The organism is Paenibacillus sp. FSL H7-0943, from assembly GCF_037963265.1.
Lineage (GTDB): Bacteria > Bacillota > Bacilli > Paenibacillales > Paenibacillaceae > Paenibacillus_AQ > Paenibacillus_AQ odorifer.
Genome location: NZ_CP150148.1, coordinates 713,032 through 730,185, shown reverse-complemented (window position 1 = coordinate 730,185; position 17,154 = coordinate 713,032). Strand labels below are relative to the sequence as shown.

The following is a 17,154-nucleotide window of genomic DNA, read 5'->3' as shown; positions in this document are numbered from 1 at the left end:
GATTCATTATACTCATGGTTAATTCTCATCGTCAAGGAAAGGAGGACACGCCTCTCATAATCAGAGAGTGATAAAACTTCATGCAGAACCTTCCTTGCTATGGCATAAATTAGATAGCGGATCTAAGCGTTATTAGCCGTTTATGTTAAACGGAAGGTAATGAGCAGACATTCGCGAATAAACGCGGCCGCATCAGAAGCCGCAGGTTCGCCGCCAAGGGCGGGAGCGGAGTCTACGGGATTGTCGCGGGCAGAGATCACGGCTGTGGAGGCCGAAGCTGGCGCGTACGCCAGGGTCTCCCACTGGCGGACAAACTGCCGGACGGCTACATCTAGTCCGGCATCGTAAATCCGCAGGGAGTCCACATACTCCCTGCCAGTAACGCCGGGCGGCGGCGGTCCAAACCGCTCCGCCAGCCCGTGCCAAGCCAGAGAGGCCGCGCGCAGCTGCCTCTCCCGGCTCAAGCTGCTGCCGCGACGCGCGGCCAGCAGCAGAGCCAGGCTGCGCCGCCAGCGCCAAGCGGCGGCGGGAAGCAGCGCCGCGGCAGTCAGCGGCGCTGAAAAGGGCCCGCCCGCCAGCGGCAGGGCGGGCAGTTCCGCGCTGCGCGTTGCTTGCGGTGCGACTGCTGCGGCCGCAGGCCGTGCCGGCGCAGGGAAGCCAGCCGCAAGCGCAGGACCCGGCGTCGGATCGAAAGGAACCCAACCTGCGCCGGCAAAATAAACCTCTACCCAAGCATGCGCATCCCCTTGGGTGACTAAATACTTCGCCGGCATGGCTTCCTCCTGCTGGGTCCCAGGTCCGTAGCCTTGAACATACCGCGCTGGAATACCTGTGCTTCGCAGCAATACGGTCATCGCTGTGGCAAAATGCACACAGTAACCTTGTTTGGTCTCAAACAGGAAATGATCCACAAAATCAGCCCCAGCTGGCGGAACCATGGTATCCAGCGTGTAAGAATACCCGTTTTGCAAATAATCCCGAATGGCGGTTGCGGAGTCATATCGGTTGCCCGAGGAAGCTGTGAGCTTCTCTGCCAGAGCTTTCACTCGCTCAGGTAATAAATCAGGCAGCTGCAAATATTTGTTCTTTATCTCTTGAGGATCAGCATCACCCAACCCGCGCAGCAGTACTGGATTACTCTCGGGAAGTATAGAATCAACTATATACTCAGTGATCCGAGTTGACCCCACCGAATCTGGCAGACGAAAGGTATCCCTGTCCTTATTCGCCAGAACATAACCAAGCTGGCTGCCATTGGATAGTTGAACTGTCTCAACATCTGTTATGGTGCCCGCATTGAATACAGGAATTCCACCGGAAGAGGGAATAGCAAATTGTATCCGCTGTTGCAAAGTCCGCCCCCCATTAGTAGTGGTTACCGTCGCCGGAATCTGAGGCAGGCTGGACAAGTTAAGCGGAGTAAACTCCTCACCACCTCTGATCCAACGGCGACCGTCATAGTAGGCAATGCTCTCCCCGCGCCAATAGGTACGCTGACTGGTCAACGCTGTGAAGACTGGCTCGGTATTGCGTGATAATGGAGCACCCAGTTCTCCATCATTTGTACTATACCCTGTTGTTCCTGCAGGTATAGCCTCATTATCTTCCGGCATATGGCCCGAAGCCCATTCCTGCAGCTTTTCAAAGGTTGACTGGAGTGTAGTTTGGTTAGGCGGTCGTACTTCATATACCTGCCCACCAAACCATGCTGTCATCATGACGAATATAGCAGCCGCTAATGCCAAAACTCCCCATCGGGCATACGGCAGGTGAATGCTGCCCACCCGTTCCCGCAGACGGAGCAAACCACTCATTGCTTGCATCCATACAATAAGCCCCACTGATATTACAACATCCGTTGTCGTATTAACGCCAAAGCCAATATCCAGAACTAATAGATAAATGAGGGTCACCGCTGTAAACAGCAGCGTACTACCTCTGAAAAGTGCAAGCTGCTGCACCGAAGATACCAGCAGCCCCCAGCCAACAATCAAAATCAAAAGTCTGCTGATCTCGCTTAGCTGAGAAACATGCCCGGAAAAGAGCAAAATCAGATCATTTGGAATTTCTACTGCATAAATGCCCAGCCATCCTGTCCCTACGCTCTCGCTGCATAGATATAGCCAAGCTGTTCCGATCATCAAACATTGGATACTTAGCAATAGCCACCCGGGAATCTGAAGGATTCCCCACATCAACAGCACGGCAGCAGAAATCATCAGAATCTGCAGCAATCTAGCAGTATCTTCCAATGAAGTCGTTCTATATAAAGGGAGCAGCCATTCTAAAAACAGCCCCAAAATAGCCAAAGAGAACAGCATGCGATAATACAGAGGTATCTTTCTCTGTTTACCGGCATGACTGTTCTCCAGTTTTTCCAAATGGAGCTGCTTTGGTTCCTTCCCACTGTGCTCATTCATAGAGAAGCTTGTGTCACCCGGTATCCGCTTACCGTAGCGTTGGTTTTCCGGATGATTCATGGTACTCTACCTCCCTGAGCCTGTAAGCTGGCAATGCATCATCCAGACAAAACATCCGTGCTCCCAGACGACCCAGACTATCCCCGACCGTTCCCCGCACAGGCTGGCGGATCTCCTGCAGCATTACCTCAGCAGGCAGCGGAGCTGGCTGATCCCAAGCATAATAGAGCTCAACTTTTACACCTTGCACTAAGAATTTAGCGATAACCTTAGCGGATTGTTCCTCTAATCTTCCGGTCACTATAGCAACGGTCATTCCCGGAATCCAGCCTCTAGAAGCATCCTCCAACAGCTCGGACAGGGTTCTTGTTCCATTCGGAGAAATATCAGTTAGAATATCCAGCACTCTCCCTGGGATTTTACCCAGTCCTTCATGCCTAGCCATTCCTTCCGGCCAGCCTCCGCTAAATAACTGGACATAAGCACCTGACTGCTCAGCAAAGAGCATCAGCCCCATCGCCGTTGACACCGCCTTCTCAAATACCGGAGGCTGCTCCTCCCGACTGCCACGAGGTGTAAGTGCATTGGCTGGAATCTCATAGCTTTTGGGATCATTAGCCAACACGATACAGCTCATTCTTGCCTTTTCACGCTCTGGAACTTTGCTCTGCAGATTTCCTAGCCGGGCGCTGTTCTTCCAATGAATTCGGCTAAGCGGATCACCGGGCTCATATTCCCGCGATTCCATGGTCTCATCATTGCTGCTTCTTCCCCTTCTGGAATAGAGCGAATTACCGCTAATAAAGCCGCTATCCGGGACTGCTCCGCCATAATATAGGGGGGCTGGCAGCACTTTAACCCTATGCTCTTCAGCAGGCTCAGATCGGCCTGTGAACCAGCCGGGCAAATCTCCCCAAGTTACTCTACAGCCCTGCAAATGATGATGTCCCCGCGGCATATTCTCAAGAAGGTAGGTGTATTCAAAAGAGCGTCTGAATCCCGGAAACAGTAGCTTGTGATGTCCTCTGTCCCCCCAAAAATCAGCGATAGTCAGCCATGGCAGTGGAAGCCGGGCAGAGAAATTCACCCGCACCTTCACAAGCAGTGTACTTCCAGCTATCGGTCTTACTGGAGTGATTGTCCGTTCAATCTTTATCGCCCGTGGACCTGAAAGTTGAACAATCAGTCCGCCAACCATGATAACGCCTACAGCGATCAGCAGAAATAAGAGTGATGCGCCTCCGCGCCATGCATATAAAACACCTATAATTCCAGCCACAGTCAGCATCCGCAGCCATTCAGCCAACGCACTACGGCTACGCGGATAGCTTCTAACTCTTTCAGTCTTGTTATTTAATTTGTGTTCTACTTTTTTTGAAGAGGACAATGGAACGAACACCCTTCCTTTGGGTCTAGACTTGTTCCCAGCTGAGGAACTTATTACTATCTATTCTTCCCATGAAAAAGGGTGCCCAGACATTGTTTTTTTCTTTTAAAAAAACTGCCTGAGCGCTAAATCTCAGAAGGCTATTATCCGGCGCTCACCTTCCGTCACGCTTATATTTAAAGGAGGATGATCGGCTGTCTCCAGCAGCTCACGCAGCGATACCCAGATAGAACCGCCAATCATCTCCACACTGGCACCGTTTATCTTTTGAACATGATCAGGAAGATTTAACAGGAGTTCCTTGTTCGCCACATCCGCGATGATATCTTTGCCGTTCCAGGCAATCTTCCCACTGCGACTGCCCGCATCCCAACTAATCTGCCCTCCCAACCGTTCGATCACAGCGCGAAGTGGCACCATATATTTCCCTTTTTGCAGAGCATATTCACCTGGCGCCAGCTTCGTCTCCAGCTTTCCAACCTCCAGCACCAAAGGTTTGCCGGGCGCAAACAGCTCTGCATTCGGTATGATATTCGAGGTGATCCAAGCTTCCGAAGGTTTCACTCTGCCCAAGCTATTTGCTTTTGAGGAGACTCTGAATTGTACAGGCTCCACCGTCTCATCTAAAAGGCCAAAGCTGTACCCAGCAGCCTTATAACGCGCAATAATATCAGGCAGTGCTTTAACACTCTCCTGATGGCCGCCGCCATCATGCAGCAGAAGAATAACCCGAGAGGACTTCAGATCTGCAGTTGACTCTTTTAAGATTTCTGACGCCGGTACCCCTTTGCGTTTAGAATCCCCGCTGTCCACCGTCCAATCCGTAACGATATAACCGGCTTGCTTCAACAAATTGAAGTAGGTATTATCAAAGTGATCAAAGGTTCCGCCCGGGGCGCGGATAAGTTGTGGGCGAACCCCTGTAATGCCCCGAACAATTTCTTCGGTCTTTTTAATCTGGCTCCAAAATTCAGTGAATCCACTATATAAATCATGGTAATTATGATTATAGGTATGATTGCCAATAGCATGTCCTTGTTCCCATATGGCATTAATTAGCTCTGGATGGCTTTTCGCTTGATTACCAAGGACAAAAAAGGTCGCCTTCACACCTTGCTGCTGTAAAATTTTTAGAACGTTGAAGGTATTGTCACTCGGTCCGTCGTCAAATGTAATATAGACCGTTTTTGAAGCTTTCTTTGCGGCCGTAATTGCTGAATATGTTGTCGACACCTTGGATACTTGTGCCGTACTGGAATTCAATTTAACTTCTGGAGAAGCAGTCACAATGGACTCTGCTTTAGGAGGCAATTCTTGCATCGCCACTAACGGGAGATTATTCTTAACAGAGACAGACTCCGCGCTTGCGGAATGTAATGAACGATTCATCCAAGAATCTACACTCTCCCCTGCATTCCATCCCAGCATTACGATGACGATTACAACCATAACAAGCAATCCGCTTATCAAGTTTCGGCGGCCGTGAGTGTTTTTGTTACCTTTCATCTTCTCTACCTCCAGCATTCTATTGGCTCAAAAGCCATTTGGTAGATTGTATGAAGACAAGCTTCAAAATAGAATAAGGCAACTGCCCCTTGGAGAGTGAGAATCTTATGGAAATGCTGAACTTTATACAAGAATTATTCAGCAAATATGGATATAGCGTATTGTTTTTTGGATTGCTGCTCGAATTCGTTGCCTTGCCGTTTCCCGGAGAAACTACCATGGCTTTTGCAGGTTTTCTTTCCTATACGGGAAGACTTGATTTCATAACGTTGATTCTAGTGGCGTTTGCTGGGACCACAGCCGGGATGACCCTCACCTATTTTGTCGGCTTAAAAGCCGGAATGCCCTTCATCCAGCGATACGGAAAGTGGTTGCTGTTCTCCCCTGCCAAGCTGGATAAAACGCAAAAATGGTTCGAGAAATACGGCAGTATCCTTATTTCCATCGGATATTTTATTCCAGGCGTTCGTCACTTTACCGGCTATTTTGCTGGTATAGTTGCGCTGCCCTTCCGTAAATTCGCCCTCTACGCTTATAGTGGAGCATTATTCTGGGTAGTGCTGTTTCTTGGCATAGGACGGGTATTTGGTCCGCAGTGGATGGGTATTTTCCATTTATTCGAGTTATATGCACTATGGATTATCTCTGGCGGTGTAGCTATAGCTGCCCTTGTAATCCTGTATCGCTACCGCAAAAAGATAAGCATCCGCCTGTTCCCGCGCAAAGCTGCCATTAAGCTACAGACTCAGGTTAAAAAAACTTCCAAGGGACGGTGAAGCCACCGCCCTTTTTAAGTACGTTTTTTCTTGCTGCGTACCCCCGCGTATCCTGCGAGTAAAAGCGCAACTATGGCAAATCCCGCTCCCCCAGCAAACCCTACCATTCTTGGTTCTACCCCTTCTAATAGCCACCCGGCGAACAGCATAGATAATCCCAGCAGCGTATTTCCTACTGCAGACAGGAGTCCAAACACAAAGGGCTGCATAGCAGATGGGGTTTCCTGCATAACGAGCGTATCCAGACAGGCATTCCCCGTCCCCCCGGCAAATGACAGCAGGATGTATAACATAAATGCTACCGCAAAATGATTGCTGACACTGATGCCCATCAATAATACTCCTTCTAGTAAAAGCCCTCCGATGGCTACAATCAGCAGCCCCTTTTTTAAATAACGTGAGGTAAAAAAACTAAGGCTAAGACCGATGCCAAGCGCCGCATAAAATGCCCCCACTCCAATATCCCCCGCGTGAAATACCTGTATCGCATAGACACTGATCAGTACATTATCCAGACCATTTAGCAACGGCACCAACAGCTCATAACCGAAAATGACCTGCAACGTTAAGCTTCCGCCAATTACCATTCCCAGAGCACGCAGCCGACCGTATTGTGCTTCTTTATCGGATTTTTCTAAGTCCCCCTCAGGAGAATATGTAGCCTTCTTAGCCACCGTCACCATTTCCGTATGTTGTGGAAAATCGATACCGTAAATTAACATCGCTGCGATTAAAAAAGACACTGCATTCATAATGAACGCTGCCTCCGGACCAAACCACATCGACACCACCCCTCCACTGAACGCTCCAAGGATCAGCACGCAGCCGCTCATTAACTGCTCTAGTCCGTTGACGGTCAGCAGAGAATCTTTGGTGACGAGCAAGGGGATAGTGGACCTACGAACAGGGCTGTAAATGGCTTCACCCGCTGCCAGCAAAAAACTTGCCATATATAACAACCACAACTTCTCCTCCCCATCCACCCATAAAAAGGCTAAGGCTACTGGGACCCTCAGCATATCTGTAGCTATCATGATATATTTGCGTGGAATTTTGCTGCTAAGTATGCCTCCAAGCGGGGCCAGAAATAAATAAGGAAACAGTCTCACACCTAACGAAATCCCTACCGCCATGCCTGATCCCGTCAACTGCAGAACCAGCGCCAGTACTGCAACGCTAGTAAAACGATCACCAATTCCATTGATCAAGCCGGCTGTGAACAATCGTGAATATCCCTTATGACTCCTAAACATCGCAACAGCTGAGTGATTATTCATAAAATAAACCTCATTTCATCTATTTATACACATATCTAATTAGATATTAATCGAATCATTAATTTATGACAATGCTTTATTTTCAAGGATTTGCTAAGATGAAATACAGCATTACTTCACGGAAATCTCCGGGAAAGAAGGAATTGTCTTTTGAAAATAGATCGATTGCTCTCTATCGTTATCCTGCTAATGAACCGCCGCCTAATTCAGGCGAAGGAGCTAGCCGATATGTTCGAGGTATCTGTGCGCACGATTTATCGTGATATTGAAAGCATTAATGGGGCCGGAATTCCTATCGTCACCTATCAGGGAGCGAACGGTGGGATCGGGCTTATGGAAGGATACCGGCTGGACCGCAATGTTTTGACGGATCGTGAGCTGGCGGATATTTTCACGGCTCTGCAGAGCGTCTCGTCTTATGGAGGAAATGAACATACTCTGCTCATGGAAAAAATCAGCAGCGTAATCCCGCCCTCCCAATCCGCCGCCTTCCGCAGCAAAACGACTCAGCTCATCATCGACTTCTCCCCATGGGGTCTTCAACGTATTCTGGAAGAAAAGCTTGCCACTCTAAAAGAAGCACTTGAGGAAAGCGTGACCGTAAACTTTGATTATGTGGATGCTGCGGGTCAGACAAGCCAGCGTTCGGTAGAGCCCTATACTTTAGTGCTAAAGGGGCAAGCATGGTACTTATATGGATTTTGTCTCAATCGTCAGGATTTCCGTCTATTTAAGCTGTTGCGCATGAAAGAGCTCGTTAAGAATACCCAAGTTTTTATTGCAAAAGATGTGGATGCAAGCGAGCTGCCTTGGAGCAACGAGTATCAGAGATCAACCGTAACAACAGCAACACCCATCGTTTTGCAGTTTAAGGCTGAAAGCAAACATCTAGCGGAAGAGCGGTTTGATTCTACCGAGCTACTGCCCGACGGTAATGGAGGTTACAAGGTAACCATCAACTATCCTGAGGATGGATGGCTGTATGGTTTCCTGCTAAGCTTCGGGATGCATGTAGAAATCTTAGAGCCACCGCATATTCGGCAAAAGCTGGGGCAGCTTGCAGCAGGCATAGCAGCAAAATATACAACCTAACAATAAACCTGACGGAATGCCGTCAGGTTTATTGTTCTATACTGAACTTAAAGCGGGCGCTCGAGAGCTTGCATACCTTTAAAGGAGTGTTAAATATGGGACATGAACATGTAGAGCAAGGAGATCTTAAAATTTGTCAAAGCTGTGGGATGCCAATGCCTACGGCGGAATTGCTTGGAACGGACCAGAATGGCAACAAGATCGAAGATTACTGCGTGTACTGCTATGAGAATGGCGCATTCAAACAGCCTAATATCACGTTGCAAGAAATGGCTGACATTTGTACAGGCTATATGGTCGAAGAAGGAATGGATGAGAATGTTGCCCGTAAACTTCTCGCGGAGCAGCTGCCACATTTGAAACGCTGGAGTGATCCTGCAGCTGTGTCTCCAGCTAACTAATAGCATCACAACAAAAAGAAGCGCCCTAGGAACCATAACGGTTCGTGAGACGCTCCTTTTCCCATTCTTTTTTAGCCCAGTTTTTTATTGATTGTCCTGCTGTGGCTGCACTTCTTCCGTCTTCAGGAAGTCTGGCTGCGGTGAAGTCTTTTTAATAAAGAAAGCCAATACCAAAGCAACTACAGTGATCCAGGTAGCAATGTTAAAGGCATGCGTAACCCCGCTAATTGTAGCCTCTTGCGTAAGCTTAAGCATCGCTGCTTTATCGTTTAACGAAACCGTTCCGCTCATAAGCGTATCAGTGATTGTGCTCTTCGTCTTATTGGTCATTAGACTGACGAACAACGCCATTCCCAGCGCGCCTCCGACCGTCCGCAACGTATTCGACATTGCTGTACCATGCGAGCTTAAACGCTGTGGAAGCTGGTTAAGTCCAGCCGTTACAATCGGCATCGATAACATCGACATGCCTAACATCCGAACCGTGTAAGTAATAATCATATGCGTATACGTCGTACTGTCTGTAAGCTGGCTGAATTGCCAGGTCGTAATTACTGTAATAATCAGGCCTACCACAGACAGCCATCTTGCCCCGATTTTATCAAATATAATCCCCGTGATTGGAGACATAATTCCCATTAGAATGGCTCCCGGCAACAGCATAAGACCGGACTCCATTGGCGTAAAGCCACGGATCGTCTGCAAATAAATCGGCAGCAAAATCATACCCGAATATAAAGCCATCGTAATGATGATATTGATTAATGTCGTGAGTGAATACATATTGTATCTGAAAATCCGGAACTCAAGCAGTGGTGTCTCAGCCTTAAGCTCTCTCCATACGAATAAAGCCAGTGCAATCACACCCACAATGAGGCAGGTAATGACTGTTGCACTTCCCCAACCATCGGTTCCAGCATCACTGAAGCCGTACAACAATCCCCCAAAACCAATGGTAGACAGGATAACACCCGTTTTATCCAGCTTCGGAGAAGTTGTTTGCCCTACATTTTGCATTGTTTTCATACCTAGCAAGGTAGAAAGAATAGCCAGCGGAAGAACGATAAAGAACAATACGCGCCAAGAATAGTTCTGAACTACCCACCCTGACAACGTTGGACCTACAGCTGGAGCAAAAATCATGGCTACCGCCATTAGCCCCATCGCTTTTCCCCGCTCTTCAATTGGGAAGATGCGAAGAAACACAATATTCATTAACGGCATCAAAATCCCTGCGCCAACCGCCTGAATGACTCTGCCGACCATGATCATTTCAAAGCCTGTTCCGATTCCACAGACAAGTGTACCTAACGAAAAAAGTGACATCGCGGTGATGAATAGCTGGCGGGTCGTAAACTTTTCCACCAGAAACGCACTAATCGGTATCAGCACACCGTTCACGAGCATAAATCCCGTTGTTAGCCACTGTGCCGTATTCGTTGCGATTTTTAGATCGTCCATTATGCTCGGCAATGCCACATTAAGAAGTGTTTGGTTCAAAAGTGCGACAAATGCACCTATTAAGAGCGCTGCAATAATCGGTCCTCTACGTATTCCCTTAGTTGCCGCTGCAGCGTTACCTGTAATTGTACTCATAAATTCTGTTTGTCTCTCCCCTGCTCTAAGATCTGAATGATTTCGGTATGAATCCTAAGTAATTCGCCTGCATCCTCGGCAGGTATATTGGATAGTGGAAGTAAGTGTCTTCTGAGCGATTGCTTACTTCTTTCCCTGATCTCTCTGCCCTTTTCAGTAATCGCCAAGTTGTATATACGCCGATCTACCTCAGAGCGCTGTCTTGTGATCAAATCGGCTTTCACCATCCGGTCCACTACGCCGCTCGCTGCACTGTTCCCCAAATGTAATAGCTCGGCAAGATCTGTAATGCCAATATCGGGATTTGCAGATATTTTGCGGAGAACCATCAACTGTGTTGGTGTGATGTCCAGCTCTTCGGCATCCTTCCACAGCAACTGCTGAAATGCATGGCTAATCCGGCGAAAAGAGGAGAAAATATCATCTAATTGCTGCTCCTTATCTTCCAAATCTTCACCTCCAAAGAATTAATTAGTTAGATCATCTAATAGTTCGCATGCGTACTATTTTACACCTTAACTAAATTTCGGTCAATAATTTGCTGTAACTTTCTGAAAGATAATTTTATATTGCAACATGAAAATCATACATAAGTGCACAAAGCATAAAAAAAGCGAACCAAGGTAGATCCTTGGCCCGCTTTTTTTCGTCTGAACAATGCTCAGGTTAAGCTGTATGAACTTTCAGGTAAAGTCTGCTGCTGAGGCTTATCCTGCAGTTTTAAATTAGATGGCTTAGTCTCTTCCTGGCTGCTGGCAATTGACATCATCAGCTTAATCCGATTCGCTTGGTTGACTACGCTGACTCCAGCATCATAGTCAATCGCCACGATATTTGCACCCGGATATAATTCCTTAAGACCTTTAATCATCCCACGCCCGGTGATATGGTTGGGCAGGCACGCGAACGGTTGAATACAGGCGATGTTGTTCACACCATTATCCAACAAATCCATCATTTCTGCGGTTAAAAACCAGCCCTCACCCATCTGATTCCCTACGGACACCAGTCGGCTGGCCTTCTCGGCAAGACCATAAATATTTTCCCGTCCTTTAGCCAGCCCCGCATCCTCAAGGGCAACCTTAATCGGCTTACGGTAAATTTCCAGATAAGAGATCAGCATGGGATTGATATAGCCGAGCCGTTTGCTTTTGCCGAATTGCTCAGCTTTGTAGATCGGATTATATACACAATAGAAAATGAAATCCAGGAAGTCCGGCATTACCGCTTCCCCGCCCTCTGCCTCGATCATCTCTATAATGCGGTTATTGGCATCCGGATGGAATTTGATCAGGATCTCACCGACAATGCCTACTCTTGGTTTAGTAATACCTGTAACGGGCAGCTTGCAGAACTCTGCAACAATCTCACGAATCAGGCGTTTGTATTCTCGGAATGAAAAGTTGGATAAGCTTGCCTTGCAACGCTCCATCCCTTTGCGGAATAGAACTTCCGCACTTCCTGAAACAACCTCATGCGGCCTAAAGTGATTTAACATCCGCATCATAAGATCACCATAACAAGCGGCAGCTATCAACCGATTCGCCAGCTTAAGACTGATACGGAAACCCGGCTGATTCTCCATCCCTGAAGCGTTGAGTGAAATCACCGGAATTTGTTCAAGGTCTGAATCCTTTAAGGCTTTGCGCAGCAAAGAAATATAATTCGTAGCCCGGCAGCCGCCACCCGTCTGTGACATAATCACAGCAGTACGATCCGGATCGTATTCCCCACTTTTCAGCGCCGACAGAATCTGGCCAATCGTCACAATTGCCGGATAACACGCATCATTATTAACGTATCTCAGACCTTCTTCTGTCTCTTCGGGTCCGGTCGTCTCAAGTATCTTCAGACGGTATCCGGCATCGCGAAACACCTGCTCAAACAATTCAAAATGAATAGGCGACATCTGTGGTGCAAGAATGGTATAGGTCTCTTTCATTTCCTTCGTAAATAACACATTAGCCTGCACTTTTGGCGGCTTTTGCGGCACTACCTTACCTTTTTCACGCTCACGCATTGCCGCCAGCAATGAACGAAGCCGAATGCGCGCTGCACCAAGATTGCTGATCTCATCGATTTTGATCAATGTATATACCTTGTTATGTCTTTCCATAATATCCTGTACGGCATCACAAGTGATCGCATCGATCCCACAGCCGAAGGAAGTCAATTGAACAAGCTCCAGATCCGAGCGGACTGCAGCAAGGCGGGCTGCACGGTACATCCGGGCATGGTAGGTCCACTGATTAACAACAGCCACATCCCCTTCGCTGTGGTCCAGATGGCAGACAGAATCTTCTGTCAGCACGGCGAGTCCCATCCCGGTTATCATATCCGCTATCCCGTGATTAATCTCAGGATCGGCATGATAAGGGTGCCCACAGAGCAGGATTCCTTTGGTTCCAGTATCAGCTAGATACACAAGGGTCTCTTCCCCTTTGGTACGCACATCACCTTTGGCGTTATCAGCCTCTGTAAGTCCCGCTTGCACCGCGGACGCAATCTCTTCTCGCGGAATGCTGGTAAATGTCTTCACCAGCCCTTTGGTCAGCGCAGAAATATCATCGAAGGTCAGGAATGGACTGACAAGCTTGATTCCATTGTCCTTTAACCCATCCATATTGTTGCGAATGACTTCGGGATAAGAGGCGACCACTGGACAATTGAAGTGATTATCCGCAGCTTCATCTTCTTTTTTCTCATACACCACCGCTGGATAAAAAATAAAATCGACACCTTTACTGATCAGGCTTTGCACATGTCCATGCGCCATCTTCGCAGGATAACATATCGATTCTGAAGGAATCGTATCCATTCCGCTTTCGAAAAGCTTCTTGCTTGATTTAGGGGAGAGAATCACCCGATAGCCCAGTTTGGTGAAAAAAGTGTGCCAGAACGGGTAATTCTCAAACATATTCATGGTACGGGGAATCCCGACGGTCCCCCGCCATGCCCCTGTTTCCGGTAAACTCTCGTACTCAAAAAACCGTTCATATTTATACTGCATCAGATTCGGCAGGACATTTTTCTCTTTTTTGACTCCTGCGCCGCGTTCGCAGCGATTGCCGGTCACATAAAAGCTCTTATCCGGAAAACGACTGATCGTCAGCGCACAGTTATTCCCACAGCGGCCACAGCGGCCTGAGGAGACCTCATATTTAAAGCTGGCAAGCTCCTCTGCTCCAAGCAGCGTACTGGATCCGTTAACCCCTGCTTGCTCACGCGCAATCAGTGCACAGCCGTAAGCTCCCATTACGCCAGCTATATCCGGTCTAACCACCGTCCGCCCCGTCAAGGACTCAAAGGCGCGCAATACAGCTTCATTATAGAAGGTACCGCCCTGAACGATGATATTTCGCCCTAAGTCCTCCGGATTGCGGATTTTAATTACCTTTTGCAGAGCATTCTTGATCACAGAGTAGGCAAGACCCGCCGATAAATCCGCTAATGATGCGCCCTCCTTCTGAACCTGCTTGACCTTAGAGTTCATGAACACCGTGCAGCGCGAGCCCAAATTAACAGGCTGAGTCGCTTCGAGTGCAGTTTTGGCAAATTCCTCGATCCCAAGTCCGAGGGCAGAGGCAAAGCTCTCCAGAAAAGAGCCACAACCGGCTGAACAAGCTTCATTGAGCATAAGGCTGTCGATAGCACCGCCACGGATTTTGATGCACTTCATGTCCTGCCCACCGATATCCAGTATGAAATCTACTTCTGGCATGAACTTGGAAGCTGCCTTATAGTGTGCAACAGTCTCTACTTCTCCGCCATCTGTCCGCAGAGCGGCCTTGATTAACCCCTCACCGTACCCTGTCACATATGATCCTGCGATATGGCAGCCTTCAGGCAGAACCCGGTAGATCTCCTTCAGTGCATCGCTGACCGAATGCAGCGGGTTGCCTTTGTTGCTGCCATAAAAGGTATAGAGAATTTCGTCAGCCGAACCGGTTAACACGAGTTTAGTTGTGGTTGAGCCGGCATCAATTCCTAGATAACAAGGTCCACGATATAAGGCTAAATCTGATCTCGCTGCAGAGGCTTTGCCGTGACGAAGCCGAAATTCTGCAAGCTCAGCGGCATTCTCAAAAAGCGGAGGCAATTCAGCATCCGCAGCTCGATCCGCAGTAAAATCAACCGCCGCAATTCGCGTGATCCAGCTTGAAAGTGGCAATACGACTGGATCAGCTTCGGAGAGCGCAGCTCCAATCGCCACGAAATACTGTGAGCGTTCCGGGAACAGGATATCCTCCTCCGCCAGCTCCAGCGTTTCCGCAAAACGCTGCCGCAAGGCAGGCAGAAAGGTCAGCGGGCCGCCAAGAAAAGCCACCCGTCCTCGAATCGGACGTCCACAAGCAAGACCGCTAATCGTCTGATTAACGATACTCTGAAAGATCGAAGCCGCCACATCCTCCCGGCGCGCTCCTTCATTAAGCAGCGGCTGTACATCGCTTTTGGCAAATACACCACAGCGTGAAGCTATGGGATAGATTCGCTCATGCTTCTCCGCCAAAACATTTAAGCCTGCCGGATCGGTCTGCAGCAGCGCTGCCATCTGATCGATGAACGCTCCTGTTCCGCCAGCGCAGGCTGTATTCATACGCTGCTCAATGCCGCCCCGAAGATATATTATCTTAGCGTCCTCTCCACCCAGTTCAATCGCCGTGTCACATTCCGGGATCAGCGCACTGATCGCCTTCGTACAGGCAATCACCTCCTGAATAAAGGGAACTCCACCTAATTTGGATAAAGACAACCCCGAGGAACCGCTTACAGTAAGCCTAGCTCCCCTCTCTGGGAATCTGTCACGTACATCAGACAGAAGAGAGAGGGCCGCTTTTTTAATATCGCTATAATGTCTTACATAGTCTTGATAAACAATGATGTCCCGCTCTATGACAACTAATTTAGCAGTAGTTGATCCGATATCAAGCCCAATATGCAGCATTATCACTCCACCACCTCTTCTTGCTCCAAATTTGAAGCAATTATGAGGAAACTATATCATGACAACACCTTATATAAGCTGTTAAAAATGTAATAGACATCAATAAAAAGTAATTAGTAAAATTTATGATTCGCTTATTCCTGCTATCGTGTTTGCGACATGCCCTTTTACCCGTACCTTCCGCCATTCTTCCACTAATATCCCCTGCTCATCAATCAGAAAAGTAGATCGCACAATTCCCATAAATTCTTTGCCGTAAAGTTTCTTGAGCTGCCATACGCCGAACATTTCACTTACCTTATGATCCTCATCAGACAGCAGTGGAAAGGGCAAACTATGCTTCTCTGTAAATTTAGCGTGTGATGCCAAAGAGTCCGGACTAATGCCCAGAACAACCGCACCCACCGCCGTGATTTGATCAAAAGCATCACGAAATTCACAGGCCTCCTGCGTGCAGGCTGGTGTCATATTTTTAGGGTAAAAATATAAGATGACCTTTCGGCCCAAGAAATCACTCAAACTAACCTCATGCCCATTGGAAGAGGGAAGGGTGAAATTGGGCACTTTTTGTCCAATAGCTACTTCGATCAAGATATATCCACTCCTTCTTAAGATTGGGGAATTATTCCTAAATTGCACGTATCCCCAAAAGAAATTATAATGTAGTCAACGTGAATGCGAAAGGAAGAACGAGAAATGCCACCTAGAAAGAAAAGGCACGCAAAGACTGGTAAGTCAAAAAAGAAACCGCTGCTTTGGACGCTGGCCATTATACTCCTCCTTATTATCGGTGGGGCCATTTTCTACATTACAACCATTTACAATGAGCTTGGTAGCATGTCGAATACTGAAGATTCCCCTTTTCAAAATGCAGAGACCGTTGATGTCGACACCCCTGAGCCTCCTAAGTGGGAAGGTACAGAGCCTGTTAATATCCTATTAATGGGTGTAGATGCCCGAGGTGTGAAGAAAGGGGAAATCCCCCGTTCAGATACAATGCTCGTCGCTTCTCTCGACCCTGTGAAGAAGAAAATCAGTGTATTTTCAATACTGAGAGATACGTACGTTCCGATTCCAGATCATGGCGAGAAACGTATTAATACAGCGATTATTTATGGACCTAATACTGCGATGCAGACCGTCAGCGATCTGCTCGGTATCCCAATTCAATATTATGTCTACACGGACTTCCAAGGATTCATCAAGCTGGTTGATGCCGTTGGGGGTGTGGATTATGAAGTCGAAAAAGATATGGTCTACAAAACCGTTGCAGACGGTCCGGAATATGATATTGATCTAAAAAAAGGATATCAGCATCTTGACGGCAACATGGCGTTACAATATGTTCGCTTTCGGCATGACGCTACCTCTGATTTCACTCGAACCGAGCGCCAACGCGGTTTTCTCAAGGCTGTGGCTGATAAGCTGATCAGCACCACCTCCATTGTCAAGCTGCCAAATATCCTGTCGCAGGTTACGCCTTATATTGAAACCAATATGTCAGTTAATGATATGTGGAAGCTGGCAAGCGTAGGGTATAATAGCAGTATGGGTGGCAGTGAGCAAATTCCGCCAATGGATCTGCTCACTGAGGAGACTACAAGTGACGGATCACAGGTTATCGGAATTCGTAGCGAAAAGAAGCTAAAAGAATTTATACAGGATACCATAAATGGTCCTGAGCCAACATCAACCCCTACATCGGAGAACACCTCCAATAGCAGTTCTGGCGGGACCAATTAAGGGCCTGACAA

The 17,154-nt window shown here is 47.9% G+C and carries 12 protein-coding genes; 4 read left to right on the top strand and 8 right to left on the bottom strand.

Annotated elements, in window-relative coordinates:
* Positions 1 to 140: 140 nt before the first annotated feature.
* From NSQ55_RS03210 to NSQ55_RS03200, 3 genes are all read right to left on the bottom strand, one after another.
* Positions 141 to 2,480, bottom strand: a complete 2,340-nt coding sequence (locus NSQ55_RS03210) for a transglutaminase domain-containing protein (RefSeq protein ID WP_339171150.1) — start codon at positions 2,478 to 2,480, stop codon at positions 141 to 143.
* Entirely contained in the window at positions 2,449 to 3,807 is a 1,359-nt protein-coding gene (locus tag NSQ55_RS03205) for a DUF58 domain-containing protein (RefSeq protein ID WP_339171148.1), read from the bottom strand. Before NSQ55_RS03205 ends, NSQ55_RS03210 begins: the two co-directional genes overlap by 32 nt.
* 132 nt (positions 3,808 to 3,939) lie before the next feature.
* The gene (locus NSQ55_RS03200) at positions 3,940 to 5,313 is read right to left on the bottom strand and encodes a polysaccharide deacetylase family protein (RefSeq protein ID WP_339171146.1); all 1,374 of its coding nucleotides are present in this window, start codon (positions 5,311 to 5,313) and stop codon (positions 3,940 to 3,942) included.
* A 107-nt stretch (positions 5,314 to 5,420) separates the two neighbouring features.
* Between NSQ55_RS03200 and NSQ55_RS03195 the strand changes: the two genes are divergently transcribed.
* Positions 5,421 to 6,089: a DedA family protein gene (locus tag NSQ55_RS03195; RefSeq protein WP_076106058.1), complete on the top strand. Its 669-nt coding sequence runs from the start codon at positions 5,421 to 5,423 to the stop codon at positions 6,087 to 6,089.
* Positions 6,090 to 6,103: 14 nt separating this feature from the next.
* Here NSQ55_RS03195 and NSQ55_RS03190 read toward each other — a convergent pair whose 3' ends face one another.
* Complete coding sequence (locus tag NSQ55_RS03190) at positions 6,104 to 7,366, bottom strand: MFS transporter (RefSeq protein WP_339171143.1); 1,263 nt, start codon at positions 7,364 to 7,366, stop codon at positions 6,104 to 6,106.
* Between the two features lie 150 nt (positions 7,367 to 7,516).
* Here NSQ55_RS03190 and NSQ55_RS03185 point away from each other — a divergent pair, with 150 nt between their 5' ends.
* Both NSQ55_RS03185 and NSQ55_RS03180 read left to right on the top strand, forming a co-directional pair.
* Positions 7,517 to 8,458, top strand: a complete 942-nt coding sequence (locus NSQ55_RS03185; protein WP_076130530.1) for a YafY family protein — start codon at positions 7,517 to 7,519, stop codon at positions 8,456 to 8,458.
* Between the two features lie 95 nt (positions 8,459 to 8,553).
* Entirely contained in the window at positions 8,554 to 8,859 is a 306-nt protein-coding gene (locus tag NSQ55_RS03180; RefSeq protein WP_052096752.1) for a zinc ribbon domain-containing protein, read from the top strand.
* 84 nt (positions 8,860 to 8,943) lie between these two features.
* Here the strand turns inward: NSQ55_RS03180 and NSQ55_RS03175 are convergent, their stop codons facing one another.
* The 4 genes from NSQ55_RS03175 to bcp form a co-directional block, all read right to left on the bottom strand.
* Positions 8,944 to 10,455: a DHA2 family efflux MFS transporter permease subunit gene (locus NSQ55_RS03175; RefSeq protein WP_076106051.1), complete on the bottom strand. Its 1,512-nt coding sequence runs from the start codon at positions 10,453 to 10,455 to the stop codon at positions 8,944 to 8,946.
* A complete protein-coding gene (locus tag NSQ55_RS03170) occupies positions 10,452 to 10,904 on the bottom strand; it encodes a MarR family transcriptional regulator (RefSeq protein WP_076130529.1) in 453 nt (150 codons plus the stop codon). The genes NSQ55_RS03175 and NSQ55_RS03170 overlap by 4 nt, the downstream gene beginning before the upstream one ends.
* Positions 10,905 to 11,116: 212 nt before the next feature.
* On the bottom strand, positions 11,117 to 15,400 hold the full coding sequence (locus NSQ55_RS03165; RefSeq protein ID WP_339174383.1) for an acyl-CoA dehydratase activase-related protein: 4,284 nt from the start codon (positions 15,398 to 15,400) through the stop codon (positions 11,117 to 11,119).
* A 123-nt stretch (positions 15,401 to 15,523) separates the two neighbouring features.
* A complete protein-coding gene (gene bcp / locus NSQ55_RS03160; RefSeq protein WP_076186308.1) occupies positions 15,524 to 15,991 on the bottom strand; it encodes a thioredoxin-dependent thiol peroxidase in 468 nt (155 codons plus the stop codon).
* A gap of 105 nt (positions 15,992 to 16,096) precedes the next feature.
* Here bcp and NSQ55_RS03155 point away from each other — a divergent pair, with 105 nt between their 5' ends.
* Positions 16,097 to 17,143 carry an LCP family protein gene (locus NSQ55_RS03155; protein ID WP_339171135.1) on the top strand — a complete coding sequence of 349 codons (1,047 nt, stop codon included), beginning with the start codon at positions 16,097 to 16,099 and terminating at the stop codon, positions 17,141 to 17,143.
* Positions 17,144 to 17,154 lie beyond the last annotated feature (11 nt).